This is a genomic window from Streptomyces sp. NPDC024698 (assembly GCF_055559015.1).
The window spans coordinates 96093-119183 of record NZ_JBVHLK010000021.1; the positions used below are offsets into that span (position 1 = coordinate 96093).

Here is a 23091-nt window from a genome sequence, read left to right on the forward strand (position 1 = left end):
TCAGGCCACTCGGTACTGCTCGTCGCGGGTGTCGGTGATGAACATGCGGCCGGGCGCGTGGGTGATGGCGAACGGCGGACGCGATGCCGTCACGGCCGCCTGGGGCGTCACCCCGCAGGCCCAGAACACCGGGATGTCGTCCGGGGCCGCGACCACCGGATCGCCGAAGTCGGGGCGCGAGAGGTCCTCGATGCCGAGCCCCGAGGGATCACCGCAGTGCACCGGAGCGCCGTGCACCGCGGGCAGCAGACTGCTCTCCCGGATCGCCGTGGCCAGATGCTCGGGCGGTACCGGGCGCATCGACACGACCATGGGGCCGCGCAGCCGGCCCGCGGGCCGGCACTGGCGCGCCGTCACATACATCGAGACGTTGCGGCCCTGTTCGATGTGGCGCATCGGCACACCCGCGGAGCTCAGCGCCCACTCGAAGGTGAAACTGCACCCGATCAGGAACGACACCAGGTCGGACCGCCAGTACGCGACGACGTCCGTGGGCTCGGCCACCAACGCGCCGTCCTCCCACACCCGGTAGCCCGGCAGATCGGTGCGCAGATCGGCGCCCCGGGCGAGCACGGTCGTCCAGGAACCGGCGTCGGTGACGTCGAGGACGGGACACGGCTTCGGGTTCCGCTGGCAGAACAACAGCATGTCGTACGCCCAGTCGGCGGGCACCGAGACGAGGTTTGCCTGGGCGTGGCCCGCGGCGATCCCGGCGGTGGGCACCGACAGCCCGGACCGGAACCGCCGGCGGGCGCGTCCGGGGGTCCACGCGCGCGCGGGGGCGGAGGTCTTCAGGGGACCCGCCGGGCCTTCGCCGGGGAGGGCGGAGGAGTGGACCTGGACGGTGTCGTTCACAGCAGCTCCTTGCCACGCGTCTCGGGAAGTCCGGTCAGGGCGAGTGCCGCCAGGGCGTAGCCGACGGCGCCGAAGACCAGCGCCCCGCCCACGCCCCAGCTGTCGGCCAGGAAGCCGACCGCGGTGGGGAAGGCCGCGCCGACGGCACGCCCGGTGTTGTACGCGAAGCCCTGTCCCGTGCCCCGCACCGCCGCGGGGTAGAGCTCGGCGAGGAACGAACCGAAGCCGCTGAAGATCGCCGACATGCAGAAGCCGAGAGGGAAACCGAGGACCAGGAGAAGGGTGTCGGCGCCGCTCGGGATGTGCGCGTAGGCGAGGACGCAGACCGCGGAGAGGACCGCGAAGAGCAGGATGTTGCGCTTGCGGCCCAGCCGGTCGGTGAGGAGACCGCCGGTCAGGTAGCCGAGGAAGGCGCCCGAGATCAGAAGCGTCAGATAGCCGCCGGTCCCGACGACGGACAGTCCGCGCTCCGTCTTCAGATAGGTGGGCACCCAGGTGGCCAGCGTGTAGTAGCCGCCCTGGACACCGGTGGAGAGCAGGACCGCGAAGAACGTGGTGCGCAGCAGGCCCGGGACCTCGGGGGTGCCGCGCCTGAACAGGGCGGTGAAGGACCCCTTGTCCGCGCTCCTCTCGCGTACCGCAGCCGCCTCGGGCGCGTCGTGCACCTGACGTCGGACCCAGACCACGAGCAGCGCGGGCAGCGCGCCGGTCCAGAACATCACGCGCCAGGCGAGGCCGTCGTCGAGGTACTGGAAGACCAGCGTGTAGACGACCACGGCCAGCCCCCAGCCGACGGCCCAGGCGCTCTGGACCGCGCCGAGGGTGCGGCCCCGGTGCCGTGGGCTCGCGTACTCGGCGACCAGGACCGCGCCGACGGCCCACTCGCCGCCGAAGCCGAGGCCCTGGAGGGCACGGAAGACCAGCAGCGTCTCGTAGTTCGGCGCGAAGCCGCAGGCCACGGTGAACACCGCGTAGGTGATCACGGTGATCATCAGGGCCTTGACGCGTCCGATCCGGTCCGCCACCACGCCCGCGACGGCCCCGCCCACCGCGGACACGACCAGCGTGACGGTGGTGAAGAGGCCGGTCTGACCGCTGTTCAGGCCGAAGTAGGCCGCGAGCGCGACCATGCTCAACGGCAGGGTGAAGTAGTCGTACGAGTCGAGGCCGTAGCCGCCGAACGCGCCGCCGAAGGCACGCCGGCCCCCGGGACCGAGCGCGCGCAGCCAGCCGAACGGGCCTCCCTGATCCGGGAGTTCACCTGGGACGGACGGCGTGTCCGGTGTCAGGGCCTGAGATGGAGGGATCGTGCTCATGGGCACCTCGCAGTGAGGGACGGAGAGTGCATGAGGACTGAGCCGGGCCGTGCGGAAGCCTTCTGGCGCTGGGGAGTTCGCGTTGCGTGGGGTGCGGAGAACCGTGCGCGTGGGGAGGTGCGGAGAATCATGTAGCCGGGGTGGTGCGGAGAGCCGTGTACGTGGGGTGGTGCGGGAGCGTCTGTCCGACAAGGTAGAGGATCGTTGAACGATCCCTCAATACCCGTGTTGTTTCGTTCCTGGGTCTGCGGTTGAATTCCGGGCATGGCAGAGTTGATGGAACTGGCCGACGACCGCGCCCTCTTGGGCCGCACCAGCACCGCCGAGAGGGTCTCGGACATCCTCAGGAGCCGGATCGCCGAAGGCTTCTTCCCGCCGGGGACGCGGCTGTCGGAGGACAGCATCGGCGGCGCGCTCGGGGTCTCCCGCAACACACTGCGAGAGGCGTTCCGGCTGCTCACGCACGAGCGGCTGCTGGTCCACGAACTCAACCGAGGGGTCTTCGTACGGGTCCTCACCGTCGAGGACGTAGAGGACATCTACCGCACCCGGGCCCTCGTCGAGTGCGCCGTGGTCCGCGGGCTCGGCACACCGCCGTACGCCGTCGACCCGATCGCCGGAGCGGTCTCCGACGGGCAGCGGGCGGCGCGCGAAGGTGACTGGAAAGGAGTGTCGACCGCCAACATCCACTTCCACCGCGAACTGGTCGCGCTCGCCGGCAGCGCCCGTACCGACGAGGTGATGCGCAGCGTCTTCGCCGAGCTGCGTCTCGCCTTCCACGTCGTGGACGACCCGCGGCGGCTCCACGAGCCCTACCTCGCCCGCAACCACGAGATCCTCCGGACCCTCCAGGAGGGCGACCGCGACGGCGCGGAGCGCCTCCTCGCGGCCTACCTCGACGACTCGCTCGCGGGCCTGCTCGACGTGTACGCGCGGCGGGTGGCCGACGGGGGTAGGTAGCACCGGGGTGCGGGGGTGCGGGGGTGCGGGGGGCGCGGAACACGGGGCGCGAGGGCGCGGGACGCGCTTGTTTCGGGCCTCGCGCCCGGAGGTGCGGCTCCCGTGCCGGGCCCCGGACCGGCTCCCGTACCGGGCTCCGGACCGGCTCCCGCGCCGGGTCCCGGACGGGTGCCGCCGTGTCGCCCGGCGAGTGGCGTCCGACACTCGGGGGCGGGGGCAGGGTGCCGGGGCGCTGTGTGACTGTGCCGGTGCACGGCCGGGTGTGTGGCGGCCGGGGCCGCCGGTCCGCGGCCCGGTCGGGGCGGTGGTCGCTTCTGCGCCGTTTCGACCGTTGTCGGACCGAGGACCTAGTCTGTGCAGCGTGACTTCGCCTGCATCGACGGACACCGTTCCGGCCCAGCTCAGCGCGGGACCGCGCCCGGCGCCGGGCCCGGCCGCCGACGAGGGCCTGGCGCGGCGGCTTCGCGCGCTCGCGTGCACCGCGCCGCTGCACGACCTGGACATGCGCAAGGCGAACCTCGCGGGCGAGTACACGGTGTACGGCATGGCCGAGGTCGCCCTCGCCGCCATCGATCTCGTCACACTGAACATGGACTTCGACACGGGCGCCGACCACGACCAGATAGTGGCCAGGCTCATCCCGCGCATCGCCGCCCAGGCCCCCGGCCGACCGGTCGCCGAGCACGAGCGCGTGGCCCGCTGGGTCCTGGAGAACCTGATCAACGTCGGCAGCGTCGACCGGGGCTTCCGCGCGGTGTACGGCACCTTCGCACCCGACGGCACCTATGTGCGCCGCGACTACGACTTCAAGCTCATCGAGGAAGTGCCGGGCTACGGAGGAGGCGTCTACCTCCGTACGACCGACGAGGCCGTCAACGTCCTCGTCGGCGCCCTCGACACCGACGTCACCAGCGCGCAGATCGCCGCCGAGGTCAAGCTGGAGGTCCTGATCAGCCGCGGCCGGCTGGCCGACGCGCAGCTCGCCGCCGAGCAGGCCCGCTACCGCACCGTCCAGTACGCGGAAACGCTGCGCAAGGCCCTCGACGCCACCCGGCGCAACGTCCGGGCCGTCGACTGGCTCCAGGCCGTGCCCGACATGATCGCCGAGGCCCTGGACCACGTGGCCGACCGGTACCGCCACGAGAACGCGATCCTCACCAACATCCGCAAGGCCCGCGACGAGTCCGAGGACCCCGAGCAGAAGCGGCGCGCCGCGGAGCTCGTCGACATAGTCAAGGACTGCATCCGCCGGCACACCCAGCTCCAGTCCCGCCTCCTCGAAGCCGGCCCGCTGTTCCGCGCCGAACAGGACCGGCAGGCCTTCGGCACCCCCATGACGACCTCGGGGATCGACCTCTACGGCCACCTCGTCGCGCCCGTGCTGCCCCAGCCCGTGGAGCGGGCGCTGCGCGTCACCGACGCCTTCTTCAAGCGCGGCACGGGCCTGCGCACCCCCGTCGCCGTACGGGTCGCGGACCTCGTCGACATCCTGCTGACGCCGCCGCTGGAGCGTGAGCACCTCGGCGCGGAGATGCCCGAGCCCGACCTGATCGCCACACCGGACGACAGCCGCTTCAGCGAGGAGCAGCTGGCCTCGGCCAAGGAACTGCTGAACCTGCCGCCTGACGCGCCGCGCCGGCTGTCGGGACTGCTCGCGGAGGCCCGCCGCAGCGATCCCGAGCTGCCCTACCTGGTGGCGCTCCTGGCTGTGCACGCCGCGAGCCCGCCCGTCGGCACCGCCTACCGGCAGGGCGAGGAGCGCCTGCTGTTCGCCGTGGACGACGGCACCGAGCTGGACGACCCCGAGTTCGGCGGGGCCGATCTGATCGTGGGCATGGCCCTGCTCGACGCGGCCGGGATGAAGGCGGACCGGGCATGAACCCCGCGCCGCCCGAATCCGCGCGCCGAGTCCCGCCTCCGGCCTCCGGAGTCACGCGCCCCGGGGCTGCCGGGCGCCCCTCGGTTCCCGCGGCCCCGCAGGGAGCCGTTCCGCGAGCCCCGCACAGGGCAGCCGTCCGTCCCCGTGCGCGTACCCTCGTACTTTCGAAAAAGGAGCCCCAGTCGTGACCGAGCACGTCGAGTGGAGTGAACCGGAGGCCACCGCCGCACCGGCGAACGCCCCCGTCACCCCTGCCGACGCCGCCGACGCGGCGCGGCTCGTCGCCTTCGGGTTGCAGCCCAAGCTCCAGCCCGCGCGCGACCAGGAGTACACCGAGCTGCTGCGCCGCTACCGCGAGGACCCGCCCTTCGCGCGGCTCGCCGACGCGGTCGCCGCCGGCCTCGGGCTCGTCGTCCTGGAGGTGTCCCCGCGCGCGGGGATGGCCGTGACCGCCGCCGAGGACTCGGTCTTCGCCGTCCGCATGGGCGACTACGCGCGCCGCGCCTCGACCGACTCCGGCGACCGGTTCCTGCACGGACTCGCCCATCTCGCCGTCGCCGCGATGGCCTTCCCGCGCCCCGAGGACCTCGCCGACGACGGATACATCGGACGCGTCTCGGTCAACGGCGTCGACGCCTTCGTACGGCAGGCCTGCCGGCGTCTGGAGGAGCGCGCCGAGGAGACCGGCGAGAACACCGACCCGGCGACCGACGCCCCCGGACTGGAGGCGGCCTGGCGGATCTGGGCCCGGCGCAGCTCCACCGGGGCCACCAAGGACGCGCGAAGACTGGCCGGCTCGACGACGGGCATCATCGCCAAGGCCGTCGCCTTCCTCACCGAATCCGGCTTCCTCCAGCGCACAGGCGACGACTCCGGCGGTACGTACCGCACGACGGCCCGCTATCAGCTCCAGGTCCGCGACATGGCGGGCAGCGCGGCCATGGCCGAACTGCTGGAGCTCGGCATCGTCCCGGTGACCGACGGCACGGCGACCCTGCTGCCCGCCGAGGACGACGACGACCTGGAGCTCGTGGCCGGCGCCGGACTGCCGTTCCACTCCTGACGCCGGCCGCCCTCCCCGTCTCCCCTCCACGACCTCCCCCTTTCGACTACGAGAGTCCGCCGCCATGTACGAGCTGTCCCGGGTCCGCCTCTACTCCATCGGGCCCGCCGGTGCGCGATACGCCGACACCGTGCTGGACCTGCGCGGAGTCGGTGAGCCCGTGCCCGACCCCGCGCCCACCCAGGCGGAGTTCTTCGAGGAGGAGCCGGTCGGCCCGCCGCGCCGGCCCGCGCCCGCGGGCGTGCTCTTCCTGGAGAACGGCGGCGGCAAGTCCGTGCTGCTCAAACTGATCTTCTCGGTGATGCTCCCCGGTCACCGCAACACCCTGGGCGGCGCGAGCTCCGGCGTGCTGCGCAAGTTCCTGCTCGCCGACGACTGCGGACACGTCGCGCTGGAGTGGCAGCACACGCTGACCGGTGAGTGCCTGGTGGTCGGCAAGGCGAGCGAGTGGCGCGGGCGGCAGGTCTCCAACGACCCGCGGAAGTTCGCCGAGGGCTGGTACTCCTTCCGGCCGGGCCCCGGCCTCAGCCTGGACAACCTGCCCGTCGCCGAGGCCACTTCGGTACGGCCGCCCGTCGAGGGCGTCTCAGGAGCCCAGGGGCGCCGGCGCACCATGAAGGGCTTCCGCGACGCGATCACCGAGGCCGGCAAGGCCTACCCGCACCTGGAGGTGCACTGGGAGGAGATCCACGACCGCTGGAACGAACACCTCGGCGACCTGGGCCTTGACCCCGAACTCTTCCGCTACCAGCGGGAGATGAACGCCGACGAGGGCGAGGCCGCGGGTCTCTTCGCGGTCAAGAAGGACTCCGACTTCACCGACCTGCTGCTGCGCGCCGTCACCGACACCCGCGACACCGACGGGCTCGCCGACCTGGTCGGCGGCTTCGGCAACAAGCTGGGGCGCCGCGCCGAACTCATCGCCGAGCGCGACTTCACCGCCGGTTCCGTGGACCTGCTCGGCCGGATCGTCGACGGCGCCGGGGCACGGGCACGCGCGCGTGACATCCACACGGCCGCCGAGCGGCGTACGAGGACACTGGTCCGCCGGCTGTCCGCGCGAGCCGTACGGGAGCGGGTGCGCGCCGGTGAGCTCGCCCAGCGAGTGACCGCCGCCGCCTACGCCGTCACCCACGCCGAGGGCGCCCGCGAGCGCAGCGCGCTGATCGCCGCCGAACTCGCCTACCGCCACGCCTCGCTGGCCCTCGCCGGCGCCGAGAAGTCGGCCGCCGCACAGAAGCGCGAGCTCGCCGAGGCCCGCACCCTGCACGCGGCCTGGCAGGCGGCCGAGGCCGTACTGCGCCACCGGGCGGCCTCCGACCGCTCCACCCGCGTGGCCGACGCGATCCGCGAGGCCGAACGGGACGCCGCTCCCGCGCTCGCGGCCCGCGCCACCGCCGCCGTCGACCTCGTGCGCGCCCTGCACCGGGCCGCCGAGAGCGCCGAGTCCCTGGCCAACGAGGAGGAGGAGCGGTCCGCCGGCCTCCAGGAAGCCGGCGAGACGGCCCACTCCGACTCCACGGCCGCCGCCACCGCGGCCCAGCGCGCCCGCAGCGAGATCGGGCATCTGCGCCAGCGCCTCTCCGAGGTCGAACAGGAGACCGCCGAGGCGGTCCGGGCCGGCTGGCTCGACGACAGCGCCCCCGACGCCGACCCGGCCCGCGCCGCCCTCGCCGCCAGCGACGCGGAGAAGAGCGCCGTCGCCGCCTGGGACACCGCGCGCGAGGCCTCGCACCGCGCGGCCGGCCAGGCCCGGGAGGCGGCGTCGGCCGAGTCCCGCGCGGAGCTGACCGCCGCCCGCGCGGCGGACGCGGCGACGGCCGCCGAGCGCTCGCACGAAGCGGAGCGGCACACGGCCGAGGCCCTGGCACGGGAGGAACGGCTCGCGGAACTGCTGAGCCTGCCCGGCGCCGACACCCCCCGCATCGTTCCGCAGCCGCGCCGCGACGAGGAGTCCCACAGCCCGGCCGCCCCGTCGAACGGGGTGCCCCTGACGGCCGAGGAACTCGACCGGTACGCCGACGAACTCCGCGGGCTCCTCGACGACACCGTCGCCTCCGCCGAGCGCCAGCTCTTCGACCTGCGCACCGCCGCCGCCGACGACGCCCGGATCCTCGGGGCACTCGGCGACGGCGGACTGCTGCCGCCCGGCCCGGACGTCCTGGCCGCCGTCGAGTACCTCGGCGAGCACGGCATCCCCGCCCTCCCCGGCTGGCGCTACCTCGCCCAGGCCGTCGACCCCGTCGATCACGCGCGCGTGCTGGCCGCCCGACCCGAACTCGTCGACGGTGTGATCATCACCGACCCGGACACCCACGCCCGGGCCCGCGAGGTCCTCGGCGACGCCGCCCTGCTGCCCCGCTCGACCGTCGCCGTCGGAACGGCCGCCGCCCTGCTCGCCCCCACCCCGGCCGCCGACGCGGACGACAGCGGTGTCTTCCTCGTCCCGCCGAACCCGGCCATGCACGACGAGCACGCCGCCGACGAGGAACGCCAGGCGCTGCGGGCCCGGACGGGCCGCCGGGACGAGGAGATCCGCACCCTCGCCGCCCGCCTCGGCAAGGACCGTGAACTGGCCGCGCGCCTCGCGTCCTGGCGCACCGGCTGCCCCGCCGGGCGGCTCGCCGAGCTGGCCTCGGCCGCCCACGACGCCCGTGCGTTCGCCGAGGAGTCCGAGGGCGAGCTCGCCGAGGCCCGCACCGTCCGCGCGGAGGCCGACGAGACGGCGGCCGAAGCGGCCCATGCACGCGACGAGCGGCAGGAGGCCGCACAGAAGGCACGCCGTGCCGCCGACGCGCTCGCGGGCCTCGCCTTCCGGCTGCGCGAACGCGCCGGGTGGCAGGTCAAGCTCCGCGAACTCGCCGACGAGGCCACCGAGTCGGAGGCCCGTGCCCAGGTGTGCCTGGAGCGCGCCCGCGCCGCCGACGAGGACCGCCGCGCCACCCAGCGCGCCGCCGACGACGCCCGCCGCACGGCCCGCGCGCTCCGCGCCGAACGCTCGGAGATCGCCGGCGCCCCCGACGAGGTGACCCACGACGGGACGGCCCCGGCCAAGGCCTCGCTGCCCGCCCTGCGCGAGGCCTACCGGGCCGCGTCGCAGCTCTACGAGAAGGTCGGCGTCGGCACCGACCTGCGAGCCGAACAGGCCAGGGCCGAGAGCGACGAGACCGCGGCACTCGCCGATCTGGACCGGCTCAGCAACAAGGTCCGCACCCGCGCCGGACAGCTCCTGGAGTCACCGGACGGCTCGGACGGCCCCTCCCGGCAGGCCGCCGTAGCACGCGCCGATGAACTCGTGCAGCTCCTGGAGACCCGGATGTCGACCGCGAGTGAACAGCTCGGCCGACTGCGCGGCGAGGCCGAGCGGCACGCCCCCGAGGAGGGCGGGACCCACACCGAGCTGGCGCCGGAACTGGTTCCGGACGACGCCGAGCAGGCCCAGACGCTGCTGCGCACCGCCACCACCGAACTCGCCTCCCGCACCGAGGCGTTGAACCAGGCCCGCGAGGCACACGCGGAACTCCTCGACTCCCACCGGTCCGCCGAGGACGCGGCCGGCGGCTTCGACGAGGTGGCCGCCCTCCTGAGGGACCTGCTCCGCGACCACGTCGAGGAGGAGCAGGACGAACCCGAGCCCTACCCCGGCACCCTCGAAGAAGCACGCCACTCCGCCGCCGAGAGCCGCCGCTCGCTGCGCGGCTGCGCCACCGACCTGTCCACGGCCGAGGCCACCGTCCGCGAGGCGAGCGACATCCTCGTACGGCACGCCAACTCCACACGCTACGAGCAGGTGCGCACCCCCGCCCGGCAGCAGATCCGCGAACTGCCCGCCTCCTCCCTGCCCGAGCACGCACAGAAGTGGTCGGACGCGTTCGCGCCCCGGCTGCGTGTGCTGACGGACGAACTGGCCCAGCTGGAACGCAACCGGGACTCGATCGTGGACCGGCTGCGCGGGCTCGTCGAGTCCTCCCTCGCCACCCTCCGTTCCGCCCAGCGGCTGTCCAGGCTGCCGGAAGGACTGGGGGAGTGGTCAGGACAGGAATTCCTGCGCATCCGCTTCGAGGAACCCGACCAGGCCACCCTCACCGAACGGCTCGGCGAGGTGGTCGACGAGGCCACCCGCGCGGCGGTCAAGAAGAACTCCGACATGCGGCGCGACGGCATGTCGCTGCTGCTCCGCGGAGTCGGCGCCGCACTTCAGCCCAAGGGCGTCGCCGTCGAGATCCTCAAGCCGGACGCGGTACTGCGCGCCGAACGCGTCCCGGTCGGACAGATGGGCGACGTGTTCTCCGGCGGCCAGCTGCTCACCGCGGCCATCGCCCTGTACTGCACGATGGCGGCGCTGCGCAGCAACGACCGCGGCCGGGACAAGTACCGTCACGCCGGCACCCTGTTCCTCGACAACCCGATCGGGCGCGCCAACGCGACCTATCTGCTGGAGCTCCAGCGGGCCGTCTCGGACGCGCTCGGCGTCCAACTCCTCTACACCACAGGCCTGTTCGACACGACCGCGCTTGCCGAGTTCCCCCTTGTCATCCGGTTGCGCAACGACGCCGACCTTCGCGCCGGGCTGAAGTACATCAGCGTGGAGGAGCATCTCCGGCCGGGCCTGCCGCGTGAACCGGCCGCGGGGGAGGTCGTGCACACCGAGATCACCGCGACACGGATGTACAAGCGTCCGGTGCCGGTCACCCCGTAGTGGCGAAGGCGTCGGGTGAGGGGAAGCGCGTGCCGTCGACCGTCGGCCGCGCGGTTCCCCGCACGCTTCACCACGCGCTCGTCCAGGTGCCTGCCTCCCTCACGGCGGAGCCTCGGCGGAGAATCTGTCCGACCGCAGCTCCCGGTCCGCCGAAGTCGTGATAGTCGACTTCGGCGAACCGCCTCGGCCGAGGCCGGCCCACCCCGGTGGGGGCCGGCGGACCCGTTCGCGCCCGCAAATGCGAACCGGGCATGGCCAGGATCGCCGAGGGCGCCCGCGAGCGACCGCCGCGGCGGCCCTGGCCGGCCAGCGGCCTGCCAGGGCCGAGGCGCGGAGGGCTGCCGCTCGGCTACGAGTGCGACAACTGCCCGGCCCCGCCCCGCCTGCGTATCCGCTCCTGGGCCCGCGCCTCGATCCGTGCCTGGCGCCTCGCCTTGCGGCGCTCGCGCCGGAGCGCCCGCGCCGTGCTGCTCGGCACCGACACCACGCCGTTGCGCTGGTTCCACACCTGCCGCGTCACCCATACGTCCAGTGCGGCCCAGGTGGCGACGACCGTACTTCCTATGCTGCTCAGGACCATCGGGAAGGCCAGCCATGAGTCCGTCATCGTGCACAGGAACGCCACCACGGCCTGTATCAGCGTGACCGAGATGATCAGCACCGCGCGCACGGCGGACGTGCGCACGGGGTCGGGCAGCCGGCGCCTGCGCGCGGGCTCCTCGATCCACAACGGCCGGTAGTACGCCCGTTCTTCGTGATCCTCGTATCCGTTCGTGGCAGCGCCCTTCTCCTCGGCTCGGCCACCCCTTACCGGGGTGGTGTCCTGGAGGTCCGCCGTGCCGCGCCTGTCCGTCGCCGACTGCGTGTCGGGACGCCCGCCGCCCGCCGCCCGAACACCGTCATCCGGTGCCCGGGTGGCCAGTTGTGCCGCCGTCCGTGTCGCGACCTCAGCAGCGGGTGATCCGCTCCGCTCCGCCGTGCCCATCAACTTGTCACTCCCCACCGCCCAGCAGTCCTCTCGCACGGGTGTCTCGCGACCCCCGCCCCCCAGTGGCTGCCCGGCTTGCGCTCTTTTACGCCGACTGAACGCGGCATGCGGCGCCTGTGGCCGATTCCGCCCTCAATTCCCGTACAGAAGGACGAACGAACTGTCCCGAAGATTCCCGCCGAACGAAGAATTTCAGCCAACTGACAAAGTTCCCCGGTCCGACGGGATCCGGCCCCAAGTGCCGTATCCAGGGGCGCAATCTCCCCCAATGAACGGACAACTCCCCATGTCTGGTTCCCCGTCGGGCCCGGACCGCCCTCCGGACGGGTCTTCGAGTTACCTCCGAGTCAGTAGTAGGCTCACGCCGTTTGTTGACGCACATGTGTGCCCCCGGTCAAAGGGGGTCGAGCTGGGGGAGGCCATGCGCTTTCGCGGGAAGTCCATCCGCCGGAAGATTGTGGCGCTGCTCCTCGTGCCCCTGGTGTCGCTGGCCGGGATCTGGGCTTTCGCCACCGTGCTCACGGGACGTGAGGCCAGTCAGCTCTTCAGCGTCTCCGAAGTCGTGAAGAAGATCGGCTACCCGACCGAGGACACCGTCAGGGTCCTCCAGCAGGAACGCCGTCAGACACTCGTCTACCTGGCCGATCCTCGTGCGTCCGACGGACTCGCCGCGCTCAGGCGCAGCCGCGCCGCCACGGACCGCGTCCTGGCCAAGGTCCGCAGGAACGCCGGGGACAAGGGCGTCCGCAAGGATCTCGGCGCAGGCACCACGGAGCGCCTGACCTCACTCCTCGACGCCGTCGGCGGCATCTCCTCGCTGCGCAGCGGCGTCGGGGACGGCACCTTCGACCGCGCCCAGGCACTCGGCCTCTACGACCGTCTCATCGATCCCTGCTACGTCCTGCTGGCCAACCTGCACGTGGTCGACGACGTGGAGCTGGACAAGGAGAGCCGCGCCCTCGTCAACGTGTCCCGCGCCCGTGAGCTCCTCTCCCGCGAGGACGCCCTGCTCGGCTCCGCACTGGTCGACGGCCGCGTCACCCGGGACGAACTCCAGGATGTCTCCGACCTCGTGGCCCAGCGCACCCTGCTCTACGACATCAGCCTGCCACTGCTTCCCTCCCCGGACCGTGGTCGCTTCGAGCGCTATTGGAGCAACGCCGGCACCGGGCCGCTGCGCGCGGCCGAGCGAGCCGTCGCGGCCTCGACGACCGGCACGCCGAGCGGCGTCACGGCGAAGAGCTGGGACAGCGCGGCCGGACACGTACTCGCCGAGCTCGGCGAACTCGAGGACCGGGCGGGCGACCACTACCGCGACCGCGTCAGGCCCGTGGCCATGAGCGTCATCCTCCAGGCCGTCGGCGCGGGCGTGGTCGGCCTGATCGCCCTGCTGATCTCCCTCTTCATGTCCGTACGCATCGGCCGCAGCCTCATCCGCGACCTGCGACGCCTGCGCATGGAGGCCCACGAGGCATCCGGCGTACGGCTGCCCAGCGTGATGCGCCGGCTCTCCGCGGGGGAACAGGTCGACGTCGAGACCGAAGTGCCGCGCCTGGAGTACGACAGGAACGAGATGGGCGAGGTCGGTCAAGCCCTCAACACCCTTCAGCGCGCCGCCGTCGAGGCCGCCGTCAAGCAGTCCGAACTGCGCGAAGGCGTGTCCGAGGTCTTCGTCAACCTCGCCCGCCGCAGCCAGGTCCTGCTCCACAAGCAGCTCACCCTCCTCGACACCATGGAACGCAGGACCGAGGACACCGACGAACTGGCCGACCTGTTCCGCCTCGACCACCTGACCACCCGCATGCGCCGCCACGCCGAGGGACTCGTCATCCTGTCCGGCGCCGCGCCGTCCCGGCAGTGGCGCAAACCCGTCCAGCTCATGGACATCGTCCGCGCCTCCGTCGCCGAGGTCGAGGACTACGAACGCGTGGAGGTACGCCGGCTCCCGCGCGTCGCCATCACCGGTCCCGCCGTCGCCGACGTCACCCATCTCGTGGCCGAGCTGCTGGAGAACGCGACCGTGTTCTCGCCCCCGCACACGGCCGTGCACGTCGTCGGTGAACGGGTCGCCAACGGTTTCACCCTGGAGATCCACGACCGGGGCCTCGGCATGACGGCCGAGGCGCTGCTCGACGCCAACCTGAGGCTCGCCGAGACCCCCGAGTTCGAGCTCTCCGACACCGACAGACTCGGCCTCTTCGTGGTCAGCCGGCTCGCCCAGCGGCAGAACGTCCGCGTCTCGCTCCAGCCTTCCCCGTACGGCGGTACCACCGCGGTCGTCTTCATGCCGGACGCGCTGCTCACCGACGACGTCCCGGACACCGACGGCATCGGGTTCCGCCTGGACCGCACCCTGCCCTCCAAGGAGCGCGAGGCCGAGGAACGGCGCGGAGCGACCCTCACCGAGTCGCCCGCGCGACTGCCCGGTCTGCCCGCCTCGGTCCTCGACGGCCCCGTCGAGCTGGACTCGCCCGTCGACCTGGACACGATCACCGGATTCCCCGGCGCCCTCGGCGACGACGACAGCGAACGCGGCGGGCTCTTCCGCCCCAGACGCTCCATCGCCGGGGTTCCCGCGGGACGGCACCAGCAGGACGGTGACGACGACCCCGCCCACTCGGCGGACGACGACCGACCCGGCACCGCTCCCGTCCCGCTGCCACGACGCCGGACCCCCAAGCTCGTCAGCTCCCACGGCCGTCCCGTCGGCGGACCCCGATCATGGCGTGACCCGATGGACGAGGGCACGGCCCAGGACCTCGAACCGGTGCGTGATCCGGAACCGGGCGAGAACGCGGATCACCGTGAACGCCGGATACCCGGTGAAGGCACCAAACCACTGCCCCAGCGCCGCGGTGAGCGATCCATCGCCTCGGCCCGGCACGGTGGCGAACGCTCCGGCCCGACCGGTCCGCGCGCTGCCCTCGGCACACCCGGGAGACCCGCTCTCCACGAAACTTCCCGAACCCCCGGCCCCGCCGAGGGCACCGGACAGGCGGACGCCCCGGCTCTGCCCCGGCGCACCCGCACCACGGCATCCACGGCCGGCCCCGACGACACCACCCCGCACCGCGGCACCGCGGCGGGGGAGACGGCATCCGGGACGGCCCCGCTGCCCCGGCGTGTCCGGCAGGCCAATCTGGCCCCGCAGCTGAAGGACGGACCGGCACGGCTCGCCGAACGCGGCAACGGCCGCGACGGCGCGGGACCCGACCCCGCCGAACGGGACGCCGACGAAGTACGCAGCCGCATGGCCTCGCTCCAGCGTGGCTGGCAGCGCGGTCGCGAAGAGAACGCCGAGGGCGACCAGGCCCAGGACCGCTCAGCACGACGAACGACAAAGGGAGACGGTCGATGACCGCACCGAAGGCCGCAGGGCCCGCCGCGACCAGCAACGGGTCCGGCGAGCTGAACTGGCTGCTCGACGAACTGGTGGACCGCGTCGCCAGCATCAACAAGGCGATCGTGCTCTCCGGCGACGGTCTTCCCACGGGGGCCTCCAAGGACCTCACCAGGGAGGACAGCGAACACCTGGCCGCCGTCGCCTCCGGCTTCCACAGCCTCGCCAAGGGCGTCGGCCGGCATTTCGAGGCCGGCAGTGTCCGCCAGACCGTCGTGGAACTCGACGAGGCCTTCCTGTTCGTCACGGCGGCCGGCGACGGCAGCTGCCTGGCCGTCCTCTCCGACGCCGAATCCGATGTCGGTCAGGTCGCGTACGAGATGACCCTCCTCGTCAAACGAGTCGGCGCGCATCTGGCCGCGACTCCGCGCACCGATCTGCCTTCGGGCGGGTAGTGGGATGGCATGAGCGGAGACGGTCAGGGAAGAGGCCACTGGTTCGACGACGAGGCTGGACCGGTGGTCCGCCCGTACGCCATGACCCGCGGACGCACCACCAGCGCGGGCCAGCACCGCCTCGACCTCATCGCGCTGGTGATCACGCAACAGCACGCCGAGGACCCCGAGGCGGACCACACGCTGTCCCCGGAACACGTGGACATCGTCGAACTCTGCCGTGACGTCCCCCAGTCGGTCGCCGAACTCGCGGCCGGACTCGATCTGCCCATCGGAGTGGTGCGGGTCCTGATCGGGGACCTGGTGGATGACGAAATGGTCCACGTGACACGTCCCGTACCCCCTGCCGAACTGCCGGACGAGAGTATTCTGCGCGACGTGATCAGCGGCCTCAGGGCGCTCTGAGCTGGGCGGAAACGGGGAACAGACGTGACAGGCTGGCAGTTCTGGGTCGACCGGGGCGGAACCTTCACGGACATCGTCGCGCGGCGCCCCGACGGCCGGCTGCTCACCCACAAGCTGCTGTCCGACCATCCGGCCCGCTACGCCGACGCGGCCGTCGCGGGCGTCCGTGAACTCCTCGACGGTGAAGGGGACGCCACGGGCGCCCGGGTCGACGCCGTACGCATGGGCACCACCGTCGCGACCAACGCCCTCCTGGAACGCAAGGGCGAGCGCACGCTTCTCGTCATCACCCGGGGCTTCCGCGACGCCCTGAGCATCGCCTACCAGAACCGCCCCCACATCTTCGCCCGCGCCATCCAACTCCCCGAACCGCTCCACGAGCGGGTGATCGAGGTCGACGAGCGGATCGCCGCCGACGGCACCGTCCTGCGCGCCCCCGACCTGGAGGCACTCGCCGGACCGCTTCAGCAGGCGTACGACGACGGGATCCGCGCGGTGGCCGTGGTCTGCATGCACAGCCACCTCCACCCCGCCCACGAACAGGCCGTGGGCGAGCTGGCTACACGTGTCGGCTTCCCGCAGGTCTCGCTCTCCAGCCAGGTCAGCCCGCTGATGAAGCTGGTCCCCCGCGGTGACACCGCCGTCGTCGACGCCTACCTGTCGCCGGTGCTGCGCCGCTACGTCCAGCAGGTCGCCGCCGAACTCCGCGGCGTACGGCTGATGTTCATGCAGTCCAACGGAGGGCTCGCCGAGGCGGGTCAGTTCCGCGGCAAGGACGCCGTCCTGTCGGGACCCGCCGGCGGAATCGTCGGCATGGCCCGCATGTCGCAGCTCGCCGGCCACGATCGCGTCATCGGCTTCGACATGGGCGGTACCTCCACAGACGTCTCCCACTTCGCCGGCGAGTACGAACGGACCTTCACCACCCACATCGCCGGGGTCCGGCTGCGCGCCCCCATGCTGGACATCCACACGGTCGCGGCGGGCGGCGGATCGGTGCTCCACTTCGACGGCTCCCGCTACCGCGTGGGCCCCGACTCGGCCGGCGCCGCCCCAGGACCCGCCTGCTACCGCAACGGCGGTCCGCTGACGGTCACCGACGCCAATGTCGCCCTCGGACGCATCCAGCCCGGCCACTTCCCGAAGGTGTTCGGGCCCGGCGCCGACCAGCCCCTGGACAGCGCCGTCGTCCGCGAACGGTTCACCGACCTGGCGCGGGAGATCCACGAGAGGACCGGCGACACCCGCACCCCGGAGCAGGTCGCCGAGGGCTATCTGCGGATCGCCGTGGCCAACATCGCCAACGCCGTCAAGCGGATCTCCGTACAGAAGGGCCACGACGTCACCCGCTACGCGCTCACCACGTTCGGTGGCGCCGGCGGTCAGCACGCCTGCATGGTGGCCGACTCCCTCGGCATCCGCACGGTCCTGGTCCCGCCCATGGCAGGGGTCCTGTCCGCCCTCGGCATCGGACTCGCCGACACGACGGCCATGCGCGAACAGTCCGTCGAAGTACCCCTCGAACCCTCCGCGATGCCCGGCATCCTCAAGACAGCCGACGACCTGGAGAGCGCCACCCGCGACGAACTCCTCTCCGAGGACGTCCCCGAGCACCGCATCCGGGTCACCCGCAGGGCCCAGCTCCGCTATGACGGCACGGACACGTCGCTGACCGTCGAGCTCGCCGAACCCGACGCCATGACCCACGCCTTCGAAGAACGCCATCACGCCACCTACTCCTTCACCCTCGACCGTCCGGTCGTCGTCGAAGCCCTCTCCGTGGAAGCCACCGGTCTCACCGAACCCCCCGATCTCACCGCCCTCGTCCCCGACCGCTCCGCCCCCGCCTCCCGCCCGGACACCGCCCCGACCGTCCCTCTCCACACGGGCGGAACCTGGCGTGAAGTGCCCCTGCACCGACGCGAGGAACTCCCGCCCGGCGAGACCGTGGACGGACCCGCGATCATCGCCGAGGCAGGCTCGACAACCGTCGTGGACGACGGCTGGCGGGCCGCGACGACCGACGACGGGCATCTGGTCATGGAACGCGCGGCGGTCACGGAGAGTTCCGATCCGGGCACGCAAGCGGATCCCGTTCTGCTCGAGGTCTTCAACAACCTCTTCATGTCCATCGCCGAACAGATGGGCGCCCGACTGGAGTCGACCGCCCAGTCCGTCAACATCAAGGAACGCCTGGACTTCTCCTGCGCCCTGTTCGACCCCGACGGAAACCTGGTGGCCAACGCCCCGCACATCCCCGTCCACCTGGGCTCGATGGGCACCAGCGTCCAGGAGGTCGTCCGCCGGCGCGGCGCAACCATGCGGCCCGGCGACACCTACGCCGTCAACGACCCGTACCACGGCGGCACCCACCTTCCCGACGTCACCGTGATCACCCCGGTCTTCGACACGGAGGGTGAGCGGATCCTGTTCTACGTCGCCTCGCGCGGCCACCACGCCGAGATCGGCGGCATCGCCCCGGGCTCCATGCCGGCGAACAGCCGCACCATCGACGAGGAGGGCGTCCTCTTCGACAACTGGCTGCTCGCCGAGAACGGACGCTTCCGGGAGGCGGAGACGCTGGCCCTGCTCACGGCGCCGCCCCACCCCACCCGCAACCCGAGGACGAACCTCGCCGACCTGCGCGCCCAGATCGCCGCCAACCGCAAGGGCGTCGACGAGGTCGGCCGGATGATCGAGGACTTCGGGCTCGACGTCGTCCAGGCCTACATGAGGCACGTCCAGGACAACGCGGAGGAAGCCGTGCGCCGCGTGGTCGAAAGGCTCGAAGACGGCGCGTTCGCCTACGAGACGGACTCCGGTGCGGTCATCCGGGTCCGTGTCTCGGTGGACCGCGCGGCTCGCTCCGCCACCGTCGACTTCACGGGCACCTCCGCGCAGCTGGCCACCAACTTCAACGCGCCCTTCGCCGTGGTCAACGCTGCGGTCCTGTACGTCTTCCGCACCCTGGTGGACGACGACATCCCGCTCAACGACGGCTGTCTGCGCCCCCTGCGCATCGTCGTGCCACCGGGGTCGATGCTCGCCCCCGAGCCCCCCGCGGCCGTCGTCGCCGGCAACGTGGAGACGTCCCAGGCGATCACCGGCGCCCTCTACGCGGCCCTGGGCGTGCAGGCCGAGGGCTCGGGCACCATGAACAACGTCACCTTCGGCAACGAACGCCACCAGTACTACGAGACCGTGGCCTCCGGCTCGGGCGCCGGTGACGGCTTCCCCGGCGCCCCCGCCGTACAGACCCATATGACCAACTCGCGGCTCACCGACCCCGAGGTCCTGGAGTGGCGACTGCCCGTCAGGCTCGACGAGTTCGCGATTCGACACGGCAGCGGCGGCCTCGGACACTGGCGGGGCGGCGACGGCGCCGTCCGGCGTATCCGGTTCCTGGAGCGGATGACCGTCTCGACGCTCTCACAGCACCGTAGGGTGCCGCCGTACGGTATGGCAGGCGGTGAGCCCGGTGCTCTCGGTGCCAACCGGGTCGAGCGCGCCGACGGCACCGTCACGGAACTCGGCGGAAGCGATGCGGCGGACGTCGGACCCGGCGACGTACTCGTCATCGAAACCCCCGGCGGCGGGGGCTACGGCCCACCACCGCACGACCCCCATCAAGCAGGAGAAGAGATCGATGATCTTCGGGCGTTCTGAGCGCGGGAAGCCTCCGGTCGAGCCCGTCACGCTCAAGATCCTGGTCGCCGGCGGCTTCGGCGTGGGCAAGACGACCCTCGTCGGCGCGGTCAGCGAGATCAGGCCGTTGCGCACGGAGGAGGTCCTCACCGAGGCGGGGCGGCCCGTCGACGACATCAGCGGTGTGGAGGGCAAGCACACCACGACCGTCGCCATGGACTTCGGCCGGATCACGCTGCGCGAGGACCTGGTGCTCTATCTGTTCGGGACCCCCGGGCAGGATCGTTTCTGGTTCCTCTGGGACGAGCTCGCCACAGGTGCCCTGGGTGCCGTCGTGCTGGCCGACACCCGCCGCCTGGAGGACTGCTTCGCCGCGGTCGACTACTTCGAGCGGCGCTCCATACCCTTCGTGGTCGGAGTCAACTGCTTCGAGGAAGCCGCCCGTTACCCCGCGGACGCCGTCCGCCAGGCCCTCGACCTCGACCCGGGTGTGCCCGTCGTCCTGTGCGACGCGCGGGACCGGGAGTCGGTCAAGGAGGTCCTGATCCGTGTCGTCCAGCATGCGATGGCACACGCGGCCGCCGTCCGTGAGGCCGTCGGGACCTGACGCCCGCGCCACGCCGCGGCGGCAACGACGCGCAGGTGCGGCCCGTACCCCCGCCGACCGGGGTACGGGCCGCGGTCATGCACGCGCGCGTGCTTCAACCCGAGCCGCACACGCGCGTGGAGCCCTGTTTCGGGTCGGCGCCCCGCCCGGCCACCGGAGCGCGGACACGCTCGGCCGGTTCAGGCCCGGCGTCGCTCATTCGACGGTGTCGTCGTGCCAGCCGAAGCTCTTCTCCACCGCCTTGCGCCAGTTGTGGTACTCGCCGTCGCGCACCGAGGTCTCCATGCCCGGGGTCCATTCGACGTCCTTCTGCCAGTGCGACTTCAGCTCGTCGAGGTCGTTCCACACGCCGGTCGCGAGCCCGGCCGCGTACGCGGCGCCCAGACAGGTCGTCTCGGAGACCTTCGGACGGATCACCGGCACCCCGAGGACATCCGCCTGGTGCTGCATCAGCAGATTGTTCTTGGTCATGCCGCCGTCCACCTTCAGGGTGGTGATCGGCACACCGGAGTCCTGGTACATGGCGTCCACGACCTCGCGCGTCTGCCAGCTCGTGGCCTCCAGGACCGCACGCGCGAGGTGCGCCTTCGTGACGTACCGCGTGAGACCGGTGATGACCCCGCGCGCGTCCGAGCGCCAGTAGGGGGCGAACAGGCCTGAGAACGCGGGCACGATGTACGCGCCGCCGTTGCCCTCGACGCTCGCCGCCAGGGTTTCGATCTCGTCGGCGGAACGGATGATGCCCAGCTGGTCCCGGAACCACTGCACCAGCGCGCCCGTGATCGCGATCGACCCTTCGAGACAGTAGACCGGCGCCTCGGTGCCGATCTTGTACCCCATGGTGGTCAGCAGTCCGTTCTTGGACGGAACGGGCCTGTTGCCGGTGTTCAACAGCAGGAAGCTGCCGGTGCCGTAGGTGTTCTTGGCCGTGCCGACGTCGTAGCAGGCCTGGCCGAAGACCGCCGCCTGCTGGTCGCCGAGCGCCGACGCGACCGGCACTCCGCCGAGTTGGCCGACGGCGGTGCCGTACACCTCGGCGGACGACCTGATCTCGGGGAGCACCGCCTCGGGGATGTCCATGGCGGAGAGGATGGCCGGGTCCCACTGGAGGGTGTCCAGGTTCATCAGCATGGTGCGGCCGGCGTTCGTCACGTCGGTGACGTGCCGCCCGCCGTCGGTGCCGCCGGTCAGGTTCCAGATCAGCCAGGAGTCGATGGTGCCGAAGGCGATCTCACCGCGTTCGGCGCGTGCGCGCAGGCCCGGGACGTTGTCGAGGAGCCAGGCCGCCTTGGGGCCGGAGAAGTAGCTGGCCAGGGGGAGTCCGGTCTGTTCGCGGAAGCGGTCCTGTCCGTCCGTGCCGCCCAGTTGGTTGCAGAGCGCCGAGGTGCGGGTGTCCTGCCAGACGATCGCGTTGTGGACGGGCTTGCCGGTGGCGCGGTCCCACAGAACGGTCGTCTCGCGCTGGTTGGTGATGCCCAGCGCGCTGAGCTGGTCGGTGCGCAGCCCGGCCTTGGCGACGGCGCCGGCGACCACGGCCTGCACCTTTGACCAGATCTCGGTGGCGTCGTGCTCCACCCAGCCCGGCTTGGGGAAGATCTGGCGGTGTTCGCGCTGGTCGACGGCGACGATCGCGCCGGCCCGGTCGAAGATGATGCAGCGGCTGGAGGTGGTGCCCTGGTCGATCGCGGCGACGTACTTCTCGGTGTTGTCCGTCATGTCGTCCCCTTGCGTCTGCTTCGTCAGGAGGCTGCGTTCTCGTCTGGAGCCTGTGTTCTTGTCGGACGGCCGCGTTCTTGTCAGAAGGCCGCGTTGTAGATACCGGCGGCGATGGCGGCGCCGGCGAGGGGGCCGACGACCGGGATCCAGGAGTATCGCCACTGCGAAGTGCCCTTGTTGGGGATCGGCAGCAGCGCGTGGGCGAGGCGCGGCCCCAGGTCGCGGGCCGGGTTGATGGCGTAGCCGGTCGGGCCGCCGAGCGAGAGACCGATGCCGACGACCAGGAAGGAGATGAGCAGGACCGGCAGGCCCGCGGCGCCGATCCCGGCCACGTGCTTGCCGCCGCCGACCATGCCGAGGATGGGCAGCACCAGGGCGGCGGTGGCGATGATCTCGGTGATCAGATTCTGTATCGGGTCGTCGATCTCGGGACGTGTCGAGAAGATCCCCAGCGTCTCGATGGCCTGGTCGTCCTCGGCGTTGAGGTTGAACTGGCCGAGGTAGAGCAGCCAGCACAGGACCGCGCCGATGACGGCACCGGCGAACTGTCCGAGGAGGTAGAAGGGCACGTCCGACCACTTCGTGGAACCCTCGATCGCGAACCCGATGGTGACCGCCGGGTTGATCTGCCCTCCCGACAACGGTGCCGAGGTGTAGGCGCCGGCCAGGACGCCGAAGCCCCAGCCGAAGGTGATGACGATCCAGCCCGCGCCCTGGGCCTTCGATCTGTTCAGGGTGACGGCGGCGCACACACCCGCGCCGAAGAGAATCAGAATCGCTGTACCGATCAACTCGCCGACAAAGATGTCTCCGTTGCTCATGGCGGCTCCTAGGCTCTCGCCCGGAACGATCCGCTCCGGGCCACCGTGCAGGGTGCGTTCCCATGGCTACGTCAGCCGAGGGCAGGGAGATCCCGCGCCCCGCCCGGCGTCCGTGACGAGCGTGCCGTCGCAGCGGAATCGACCGCGGGTACGGTCTTCGGCGCAGGCCGAAGACCCGAACGGTGAGGTGCCTGATGGCGCCCTGGTGCGGCGATGCCGACTGACATCCGGAAGTGTTCACCGGCACCCAGGGGGCGTCAAGGTCGGTGACCGCAACGGTTGGAGGGCGCGAACCGGACCCCTGACGCGCCGCCGGGACAGCCGGTCGGCGACCGCCGGGTG

Annotated in this window: 14 protein-coding genes; 9 read left to right on the forward strand and 5 right to left on the reverse strand. The window is 71.9% G+C overall.

Annotation, left to right across the window (positions count from 1 at the left end; genetic code table 11):
* Together ACZ4AA_RS31725 and ACZ4AA_RS31730 are read right to left on the reverse strand one after the other, a co-directional pair.
* Positions 1-795, reverse strand: a complete 795-nt coding sequence (locus ACZ4AA_RS31725; RefSeq protein ID WP_467610460.1) for a putative hydro-lyase — start codon at positions 793-795, stop codon at positions 1-3.
* Between the two features lie 56 nt (positions 796-851).
* Positions 852-2171 (reverse strand): MFS transporter, encoded by a 1320-nt coding sequence (locus tag ACZ4AA_RS31730; RefSeq protein WP_467610401.1) that lies wholly within the window; start codon positions 2169-2171, stop codon positions 852-854.
* A 264-nt stretch (positions 2172-2435) separates the two neighbouring features.
* On the opposite strand from ACZ4AA_RS31730, the gene ACZ4AA_RS31735 reads away from it, so the two are divergent.
* The 4 genes from ACZ4AA_RS31735 to ACZ4AA_RS31750 all read left to right on the forward strand — a co-directional run bounded on the left by ACZ4AA_RS31735 (position 2436) and on the right by ACZ4AA_RS31750 (position 10772).
* Positions 2436-3131 (forward strand): GntR family transcriptional regulator, encoded by a 696-nt coding sequence (locus tag ACZ4AA_RS31735; RefSeq protein WP_467610403.1) that lies wholly within the window; start codon positions 2436-2438, stop codon positions 3129-3131.
* 361 nt (positions 3132-3492) lie between these two features.
* Positions 3493-5010, forward strand: a complete 1518-nt coding sequence (locus ACZ4AA_RS31740) for a hypothetical protein (protein WP_467610405.1) — start codon at positions 3493-3495, stop codon at positions 5008-5010.
* A gap of 184 nt (positions 5011-5194) precedes the next feature.
* On the forward strand, positions 5195-6073 hold the full coding sequence (locus ACZ4AA_RS31745; protein ID WP_467610407.1) for a hypothetical protein: 879 nt from the start codon (positions 5195-5197) through the stop codon (positions 6071-6073).
* Positions 6074-6137: 64 nt separating this feature from the next.
* The gene (locus tag ACZ4AA_RS31750; protein ID WP_467610409.1) at positions 6138-10772 is read left to right on the forward strand and encodes a coiled-coil domain-containing protein; all 4635 of its coding nucleotides are present in this window, start codon (positions 6138-6140) and stop codon (positions 10770-10772) included.
* A 349-nt stretch (positions 10773-11121) separates the two neighbouring features.
* On the opposite strand, the gene ACZ4AA_RS31755 is transcribed toward ACZ4AA_RS31750, so the two are convergent.
* Positions 11122-11775, reverse strand: coding sequence for a hypothetical protein (locus ACZ4AA_RS31755; protein WP_467610411.1), 654 nt, complete (start codon positions 11773-11775; stop codon positions 11122-11124).
* Positions 11776-12181: 406 nt separating this feature from the next.
* Here ACZ4AA_RS31755 and ACZ4AA_RS31760 point away from each other — a divergent pair, with 406 nt between their 5' ends.
* From ACZ4AA_RS31760 to ACZ4AA_RS31780, 5 genes are read left to right on the forward strand one after another with little or no spacing between them, the layout of a single operon-like run.
* Positions 12182-15118 carry a nitrate- and nitrite sensing domain-containing protein gene (locus ACZ4AA_RS31760; RefSeq protein WP_467610413.1) on the forward strand — a complete coding sequence of 979 codons (2937 nt, stop codon included), beginning with the start codon at positions 12182-12184 and terminating at the stop codon, positions 15116-15118.
* Positions 15115-15555 (forward strand): roadblock/LC7 domain-containing protein, encoded by a 441-nt coding sequence (locus ACZ4AA_RS31765; RefSeq protein WP_467610415.1) that lies wholly within the window; start codon positions 15115-15117, stop codon positions 15553-15555. Before ACZ4AA_RS31760 ends, ACZ4AA_RS31765 begins: the two co-directional genes overlap by 4 nt.
* A 9-nt stretch (positions 15556-15564) precedes the next feature.
* Positions 15565-15960 (forward strand): DUF742 domain-containing protein, encoded by a 396-nt coding sequence (locus tag ACZ4AA_RS31770; RefSeq protein ID WP_467610417.1) that lies wholly within the window; start codon positions 15565-15567, stop codon positions 15958-15960.
* Between the two features lie 24 nt (positions 15961-15984).
* Positions 15985-19626 carry a hydantoinase B/oxoprolinase family protein gene (locus tag ACZ4AA_RS31775; RefSeq protein ID WP_467610419.1) on the forward strand — a complete coding sequence of 1214 codons (3642 nt, stop codon included), beginning with the start codon at positions 15985-15987 and terminating at the stop codon, positions 19624-19626.
* Positions 19607-20212 carry a GTP-binding protein gene (locus tag ACZ4AA_RS31780; RefSeq protein ID WP_467610421.1) on the forward strand — a complete coding sequence of 202 codons (606 nt, stop codon included), beginning with the start codon at positions 19607-19609 and terminating at the stop codon, positions 20210-20212. Before ACZ4AA_RS31775 ends, ACZ4AA_RS31780 begins: the two co-directional genes overlap by 20 nt.
* 195 nt (positions 20213-20407) lie before the next feature.
* Here the strand turns inward: ACZ4AA_RS31780 and glpK are convergent, their stop codons facing one another.
* Both glpK and ACZ4AA_RS31790 read right to left on the reverse strand, forming a co-directional pair.
* Positions 20408-21928, reverse strand: a complete 1521-nt coding sequence (glpK, locus tag ACZ4AA_RS31785; RefSeq protein ID WP_467610423.1) for a glycerol kinase GlpK — start codon at positions 21926-21928, stop codon at positions 20408-20410.
* Between the two features lie 80 nt (positions 21929-22008).
* Positions 22009-22749 (reverse strand): MIP/aquaporin family protein, encoded by a 741-nt coding sequence (locus ACZ4AA_RS31790; protein WP_467610425.1) that lies wholly within the window; start codon positions 22747-22749, stop codon positions 22009-22011.
* Between the last annotated feature and the right edge of the window lie 342 nt (positions 22750-23091).

What these genes read in the sequence shown, in the direction of transcription:
- ACZ4AA_RS31750 (WP_467610409.1), top strand. Translation starts at nt 6,138, where the DNA reads ATGTACGAGCTGTCCCGGGTCCGCCTCTACTCCATCGGGCCCGCCGGT.
- ACZ4AA_RS31770 (WP_467610417.1), top strand. Translation starts at nt 15,565, where the DNA reads ATGAGCGGAGACGGTCAGGGAAGAGGCCACTGGTTCGACGACGAGGCT.
- ACZ4AA_RS31780 (WP_467610421.1), top strand. Translation starts at nt 19,607, where the DNA reads ATGATCTTCGGGCGTTCTGAGCGCGGGAAGCCTCCGGTCGAGCCCGTC.
- ACZ4AA_RS31765 (WP_467610415.1), top strand. Translation starts at nt 15,115, where the DNA reads ATGACCGCACCGAAGGCCGCAGGGCCCGCCGCGACCAGCAACGGGTCC.
- ACZ4AA_RS31760 (WP_467610413.1), top strand. Translation starts at nt 12,182, where the DNA reads ATGCGCTTTCGCGGGAAGTCCATCCGCCGGAAGATTGTGGCGCTGCTC.
- ACZ4AA_RS31730 (WP_467610401.1), bottom strand. Translation starts at nt 2,171, where the DNA reads ATGAGCACGATCCCTCCATCTCAGGCCCTGACACCGGACACGCCGTCC.
- ACZ4AA_RS31735 (WP_467610403.1), top strand. Translation starts at nt 2,436, where the DNA reads ATGGCAGAGTTGATGGAACTGGCCGACGACCGCGCCCTCTTGGGCCGC.
- glpK (WP_467610423.1), bottom strand. Translation starts at nt 21,928, where the DNA reads ATGACGGACAACACCGAGAAGTACGTCGCCGCGATCGACCAGGGCACC.
- ACZ4AA_RS31790 (WP_467610425.1), bottom strand. Translation starts at nt 22,749, where the DNA reads ATGAGCAACGGAGACATCTTTGTCGGCGAGTTGATCGGTACAGCGATT.